General features: G+C 71.3%; 3 protein-coding genes and 1 pseudogene. 1 reads left to right on the forward strand and 3 read right to left on the reverse strand.

Translation table 11 applies throughout. The annotated features are described in order from the left end of the window. Positions 1-89: 89 nt before the first annotated feature. The gene (gene scpA / locus ACFU99_RS29925; protein WP_384397950.1) at positions 90-2,324 is read right to left on the reverse strand and encodes a methylmalonyl-CoA mutase; all 2,235 of its coding nucleotides are present in this window, start codon (positions 2,322-2,324) and stop codon (positions 90-92) included. Positions 2,325-2,332: 8 nt separating this feature from the next. Further along, a complete protein-coding gene (locus tag ACFU99_RS29930; protein WP_384397946.1) occupies positions 2,333-4,135 on the reverse strand; it encodes a methylmalonyl-CoA mutase family protein in 1,803 nt (600 codons plus the stop codon). Between the two features lie 245 nt (positions 4,136-4,380). Here ACFU99_RS29930 and ACFU99_RS29935 point away from each other — a divergent pair. Then, positions 4,381-4,475: pseudogene (locus ACFU99_RS29935) on the forward strand (IS5/IS1182 family transposase); the annotation flags it as partial. 157 nt (positions 4,476-4,632) lie between these two features. Here ACFU99_RS29935 and ACFU99_RS29940 read toward each other — a convergent pair. Further along, a complete protein-coding gene (locus ACFU99_RS29940) occupies positions 4,633-5,730 on the reverse strand; it encodes a terpene synthase family protein (RefSeq protein ID WP_384397948.1) in 1,098 nt (365 codons plus the stop codon). Between the last annotated feature and the right edge of the window lie 209 nt (positions 5,731-5,939).

Consider the following 5,939-nt stretch of genomic DNA (forward strand, 5'->3'; position numbering starts at 1 on the left):
CTCGACGAGCGTGATGGCCCGCGCCACCATCGCCCGCTTCCCGTCGAGCACGCCCTTCACATAGGCGTCGAGGTCGATCGCCATCGGATTCAGCGGCCCGGGCCGGGCTCGGCGCCACCCGAGTCGGCGGCGGCCGGCCCGGCGTGGCCGAGACCGGCGGCGAGCCGCCGCACCAGGTCGTACGCGGCGTCCGGGATGACCGTGCCGGGCGGGAAGACGGCCGCCGCGCCCATCTCCAGGAGCGTGGCGACGTCCTGCGGCGGAATCACCCCGCCGACCACGACCATGATGTCCTCGCGCCCCTCCTCGGCGAGCTGCTCGCGCAGCGCCGGTACGAGCGTGAGATGGCCGGCGGCCAGCGACGACACCCCGACGATGTGCACGTCCGCCTCGACGGCCTGCCGGGCCACCTCGCCCGGCGTCTGGAACAGCGGGCCGACGTCCACGTCGAAGCCGAGGTCGGCGAAGGCGGTGGCGATCACCTTCTGGCCGCGGTCGTGGCCGTCCTGGCCCATCTTGGCGACCAGCATGCGGGGGCGGCGGCCCTCGGCCTCCTCGAAGGAGGCCACCAGCGCTCGGGTGCGCTCGATGGACGGGGACTCGCCGGCTTCGTTGCGGTACACACCGGAGATCGTACGGATCTGGCTCGCGTGCCGCCCGTACACCTTCTCCAGGGCGTCGGAGATCTCCCCGACGGTCGCCTTCGCGCGGGCCGCGTCGATGGCCAGCTCCAGCAGGTTGCCGGTGGACTCGGCGGCGCGGGTCAGCGCGTGCAGCGCGTCCTGGCAGGCGCTCTCGTCGCGCTCGGCGCGCAGCCTGCGGAGTTTGTCGATCTGCTGGGCGCGCACGGAGGAGTTGTCGACCTTCAGGACGTCGATCTGCTCGTCCGTCTCCACGCGGTACTTGTTCACGCCGATGACCGGCTGCCGCCCCGAGTCGATGCGGGCCTGGGTGCGGGCCGCGGCCTCCTCCACCCGCAGCTTCGGAATGCCGGCGTCGATGGCCTGCGCCATGCCGCCCGCCGCCTCCACCTCCTGGATGTGCTGCCACGCCCGGCGCGCCAGGTCGTAGGTGAGCCGCTCCACGTAGGCGCTGCCGCCCCACGGGTCGATGGTCCGCGTCGTGCCCGACTCCTGCTGGATCAGCAGCTGGGTGTTGCGGGCGATGCGCGCCGAGAAGTCGGTGGGCAGGGCCAGCGCCTCGTCGAGGGCGTTGGTGTGCAGGGACTGCGTGTGGCCCTGCGTCGCCGCCATCGCCTCCACGCACGTACGCGTCACGTTGTTGAAGACGTCCTGCGCCGTCAGCGACCAGCCCGAGGTCTGCGAATGGGTGCGCAGCGAAAGGGACTTGGCGTTCTCCGGGTGGAACTGCCGGACCAGCTTCGCCCACAGCAGACGCGCGGCGCGCATCTTGGCGATCTCCATGAAGAAGTTCATGCCGATCGCCCAGAAGAAGGAGAGCCGGGGCGCGAACGCGTCCACGTCCATCCCCGCGGCCCGCCCGGCCCGGATGTATTCCACGCCGTCGGCCAGGGTGTACGCCAGCTCCAGATCGGCCGTGGCCCCGGCCTCCTGGATGTGGTAGCCGGAGATGGAGATGGAGTTGTAGCGCGGCATGCGCTGCGAGGTGTACGCGAAGATGTCGGAGATGATCCGCATCGAGGGCTTCGGCGGATAGATATAGGTGTTGCGGACCATGAACTCCTTGAGGATGTCGTTCTGGATGGTCCCCGCCAGCTTCTCCGGCGGCACGCCCTGCTCCTCCGCCGCCACGACGTACAGCGCGAGTACGGGCAGCACGGCGCCGTTCATCGTCATCGACACGGTCATCCGGTCGAGCGGAATCCCGTCGAAGAGCTGCCGCATGTCGTAGATCGAGTCGATCGCCACGCCCGCCATGCCGACGTCACCGGTCACCCGCGGGTGGTCGCTGTCGTAGCCGCGGTGGGTGGGCAGGTCGAAGGCGACCGACAGCCCCTTCTGGCCCGCCGCCAGGTTGCGCCGGTAGAAGGCGTTGGACTCCTCGGCGGTGGAGAAGCCCGCGTACTGGCGGATGGTCCAGGGCTGGTTGACGTACATCGTCGGGTACGGGCCGCGCAGATACGGCGCGACGCCCGGGTAGGTGCCGAGGAAGTCCAGGCCCTCCACGTCCTGCCCGGTGTAGAGCGGTTTGACCGAGATGCCCTCCGGGGTCTCCCAGCGGAGATCGTCACTGGCGGCGGCCTTCTTGACGGCGTCGTGCCACTCCTCGGCGCTGCCGCCGGCCCCGCTGCCGCCGGGCTTCGGCGTCCCGAGGCCGATCCCGGAGAAGTCCGGGATTCCCATCGTTGCCATCAGGACACTCCCATGCGGTCGAGGGTGGCGGAGAGCACGGCGACGGCGTCGCAGCCGGCGAAGACACAGGCGTCGACGCCTGGGTACTGCCCGGCCTTGCCCGCGAGGAACACATGCCGGGCGCCCGCCTCCCTGAGCGCCCCGGCGGCCTCGGCGGCCTGCTCCTCGTACAGCGCGTCGCTGGAGCACAGACAGACCTCGGCGGCCCCGCTGTCCTCGAACGCCCCTTGGTCGACGGGCTCGATGCCGCCCGCCTGGAACAGGTTGGAGGCGAAGGTGAGGCGGGCGGTGTGGGCCGCGGCGGGCCCGAGGGCGGCCAGATAGATCCGCGGCCGGGCTCCGGTCGCCGCGAGGTGCCGGTCGGAGCGTGCGCGCAGGTCCTCGAACGCTTCGTCGCGCCGTACGCGCGGCAGCCCGCCGGACGGCGGCGCGGGGGCGGGCTCGCGCTCCACGGGCCGCTCGGCGAGGTTCGGGAACTCGCTGACCCCGGTGATCGGCTCGCGCCGCTTCGCGAGCTTCGCGCCGCGCGCCCGCCATGTCTCGGCGAGATCCCGGCCGAGCTGCCCGGAGCGCAGGGCGGCGGCCTGCCCGCCCGCTCCCTCGACGCGCTGGAAGAACGCCCATGCCGCGGCGGCGAGTTCGTCGGTGAGCCGCTCCACGTACCAGGAGCCGCCCGCCGGGTCGATCACCCGCGCCAGGTGCGACTCCTCGACCAGGATCGTCGAGGTGTTACGGGCGATACGGCGGGCGAACGCGTCCGGCAGCCCGAGCGCGTGGTCGAAGGGCAGCACGGTGACGGCGTCCGCGCCGCCGACCCCGGCGGCCAGCGTCGCGACCGTCGTACGCAGCATGTTCACCCACGGGTCGCGGCGCACCATCATGACCGGCGACGTGACCGCGTGCTGGACCTGGCGGCCCTCGGCGCCGCACACCTCCGCGACCCGCGCCCACAGCCGGCGCGCCGCCCGCAGCTTGGCGATCGTCAGGAACTGGTCGGCGGTGGCCGCGTACCGGAACTCCAGCTGCCCGACGGCCTGCTCGACGGTCAGCCCCGCCGCGGTCAGCTCCCGCAGATAGGCGACGCCGGTCGCCAGCGAACTCCCGAGCTCCTGCGCTGCCGACCCGCCGGCCTCGTGGTACGGCAGCGCGTCCACGGTCACCGCCCGCAGCCCCGGATACTCCGCGGCGCACAGCCGCGCGAGCCGGGCGACGGCGGCGAAGTCGAATCCTTCACCCGTACGAGCCTCGAACCCGAGCGGATCGGCTCCCAGATTGCCGCGCGCCGCCTCCTTGGCGACGCCGCGCTCCCCGTACAGCCGCAGCAGCTCACCGGCGGCGGCCTCGACGCCGTCCCCCGCGTCGAGGGCGACCGGCGCCAGATCCAGATAGACCCCGTCGAGCACCCGGCCGAGCGACGCCACGGGAATCCCGTGCTCGCCCACGACCAGCCACAGCGACGCGACCCCGTTCTCCAGGTCCGCCAGCACCGCCGCGCCGTCGGCCGCCGCGTGCCGCTGCCGTACGTCCCAGCCGCCGAGCGCGTTGCCCTCCGGGCGACCGCCCCGGACGAACGGGGCGAAACCGGGAAGCCCGGGGTCGGGCGACGCGTCGTCAGCCGTGTACAGCGGCCGGCTCCGCAGCCCCTCCTCGATCTCCACGGACAGCGCGTCCACCGCCGCCGCCCCCGAGAACTCCCGGCCCGACTTGCGCAGCACGCCCTCGACCAGGTGTTGCCACTGCTCATGGGTTGCGTCAGGGAACTCGGAGGCCAACGAGAGCCCGTCGTCAGGCAGGACAGTCATGCTCGGATGCTAGGCCGCAACCACACCTGAGCTGGAGGGGGCACGGCTGTGACCTTGCACTCCATCAGGTTGGCTTGATCTTGACGGCGGGGCGTATTAGGCGGTGTCTTCATCCGTGGGTCATGCCGCATCCGCGATTTCGCAGGTGGGCGGCGGACGGGACGTTCGGCCGGATGCTGAAGGCCGCGCTGGCGAAGGCCGTGCTGGCGGAGGCGGGCGCGGCGGGAGACGTCGAGTGGCTGGTGTCGGTCGACTCCACGGTCGTCCGTGCTCATCAGCATGCGGCCGGGGCCCGAAGAGGGGGTCCGCGACCCGGCCCCGGGCCGGTCCGGAGGCAACCTGACCAGCCAGACCCACCTGGCTTGCGGCGGCCGGGGCCGTCCGTTCGCCTTCGTCGTCACGGGATCCCGCACACGATCCCCGAACGGGCCGACCAGGCCCGCGGCCGGGCCCGGACCGGCTCGGGAACGGGCCCCGCAGAGGGTGCTTGATCCGGGTCAGCCTGAAGTGGTCGTGCCGTTGCGCTCCCACCACCAGGAGATGTACGGGTAGGGCAACGGTGCCGGATCTGCCGGACGTGTGGTGGGGCCGTATCCGCCGAAGTGGTAAGTGTCCGACAGGTCCTGCTTGTTGACGTAGCGGGTGTTGTCGGTGACCCAGGCGAGATGGCCGCCGTGGAAGTCGCGCAGGGTGTGCACCACGGGGGCGTACAGGTCGTGGTCGTCGTCGAGCAGTTGGTCGCTGATCCGGTCGAAGAGCAGGATGCAGCGGTCGTGGACGTCCATGGCGGCGCGGACGCCCTGCGGGTAGGTGTATCCGTGGGTGTCACGGAGGATGTCGATGGCGGTGGCCCAGGCGGGTACGTTGTCGCGCTCGTAGGAGTACGCGTAGATGTCGTTGGTCCATCCGCCCAGCAGTGCCACGATCTCCCGCAGGGCCCGTACCCGGCGGTCCGCGATGTGTTCGGGGCGCAGTCCGTGGCCGTTGAGGATGATGGCGAGGCTGGGGTACGTGTGCGCTCCGCCCTGGTACATGCGGCAGGTCAGGTATTCGTCGATGGTGGGACGGTGCCGCGCTTGCCGCATGGCCATGATGTTCAGTTCCATCGCGGTGTACGTGTACATCAGGTCGATGAACTGCTGGCCGGCCTCGGGGCCGTAGAGACTGTCGATGTCCATGCGGATCTCGCGCAAGGCGAGGCCGTACTTGTGGGTCAACGCGGGTGGGTATTCGGTGATCTCGGCCGTGCGCATGATGCGCAGGTTGTCGATCGCCGTGGCGGTGGTGTCGATGCCCGTGGGCCGCTCGTCCAGGACCTCATCGTCGTAGGCGAACCCCCATACGGTGAACTTCGCGTAGATGAAGACCGCTTCCTTGACCGCGGCGGGCATGGCGTATCCGGCGAAGCGCCCGTTCTCGGTGCGCAGTTGCTTGTGCCGCATGCTGTCGTCCGCGTACAGCCGATGACGGTCCAGGAAGTCGTTGGCGACGAGCCTGGCCTCCTCCGTGTCCGGGTGTTTGGCGGCCGGGTGCGGCCAGTAGTAGGGGGGTACGTCGATGGGCGGTGTGGGTGTGGCCCGTTGCTTTGGGGTCACATCCGGCTCCGAGGCATGGCCTGCGCCGGGATGACGGTGATGGGCTGCGGTCATCGGGACCTGTCTCCTTGATGAGCGGTGGACCGTGCTGTGCTGTGCGGTGCTGCGGAAGACGTGACGCGAGGGGGCCGTGTCGCCGGGCGCAGGAGCGGGTGTCCCGCTGCTGCGGCGCGCCGGGGCGGGCGGGCGAGGCGGAACGGGGTCGACCG

The sequence above is a fragment of the Streptomyces sp. NPDC057654 genome (assembly GCF_042800135.1).
Taxonomy (GTDB): domain Bacteria; phylum Actinomycetota; class Actinomycetes; order Streptomycetales; family Streptomycetaceae; genus Streptomyces.

Excerpts from the sequence above, each read along its gene's own strand:
- scpA (WP_384397950.1), bottom strand. The coding sequence starts at position 2,324 with ATGGGAATCCCGGACTTCTCCGGGATCGGCCTCGGGACGCCGAAGCCC.
- ACFU99_RS29930 (WP_384397946.1), bottom strand. The coding sequence starts at position 4,135 with ATGACTGTCCTGCCTGACGACGGGCTCTCGTTGGCCTCCGAGTTCCCT.